The organism is Fictibacillus arsenicus (genome assembly GCF_001999465.1).
Lineage (GTDB): Bacteria > Bacillota > Bacilli > Bacillales > Fictibacillaceae > Fictibacillus > Fictibacillus arsenicus.
Window position 1 is genome coordinate 1 of the sequence record NZ_MQMF01000064.1, and the last position, 762, is coordinate 762.

A 762-nucleotide genomic window follows, 5' to 3' on the forward strand; every position below is an offset into this window, starting at 1 on the left:
CGATGCCCCGCTTGGGCTCGTTGAGGATGCGGCGCACGTTGACGTCGTCGTCGGGGTTGACGATCACCCGCAGGTAGGCGAGCGCGTCCTTGATCTCCTTGCGGTCGTAGAAGCGCGTGCCGCCGATGACGCGGTACGGGATGCCGCGCGTCACCAGCCGCTCCTCGAGCGCACGGGACTGCGCGTTGGTCCGGTAGAACACGGCGACGTCGGCCGGGCGGATCCCGTCCTCGTCCTGCAGCCGGTCGATGGTGGTGGCGATCCACTCCGCCTCGGCGGACTCGTTCTCCGCGGCGTAGCCGACGATCGCCGGGCCCTCCCCCTCGGCCGTCCACAGGCGCTTGGGACGGCGGTCCGGGTTGCGCTCGATCACCGCGTTGGCGGCGTCCAGGATGGTCTGTGTGGAGCGGTAGTTCTGCTCGAGCTTGATGGTGGCGGCGTCCGTGAAGTCCTGCTCGAACTCGACGATGTTGCGGATGTCCGCGCCGCGGAACGCGTAGATGGACTGGTCCGAGTCGCCGACGACCGTCAGCTCGCCGCCGGGGGTCTCCACGCCTTCGGGGTCATCCGCCGGGCCGGAGAGGAGCCGGATCAGGCGGTACTGGGCGTGGTTGGTGTCCTGGTACTCGTCCACGAGGACGTGGCGGAACCGGCGGCGGTAGTTGTCCAGCACGCGCGGGAACGCCTCGAACATGTGGACCGTCATGCCGATCAGGTCGTCGAAGTCCAGGGCGTTGGCCTGGCGCAGGCGGGCCGTGTAGT

At 69.2% G+C, this 762-nt stretch carries 1 protein-coding gene; it reads right to left on the reverse strand.

Features of this window, described 5'->3' with window-relative positions; translation table 11 throughout:
- A partial coding sequence (locus UN64_RS21830) for an ATP-dependent helicase (protein ID WP_171978995.1) occupies window positions 1-762 on the reverse strand: 762 nt, incomplete at both ends.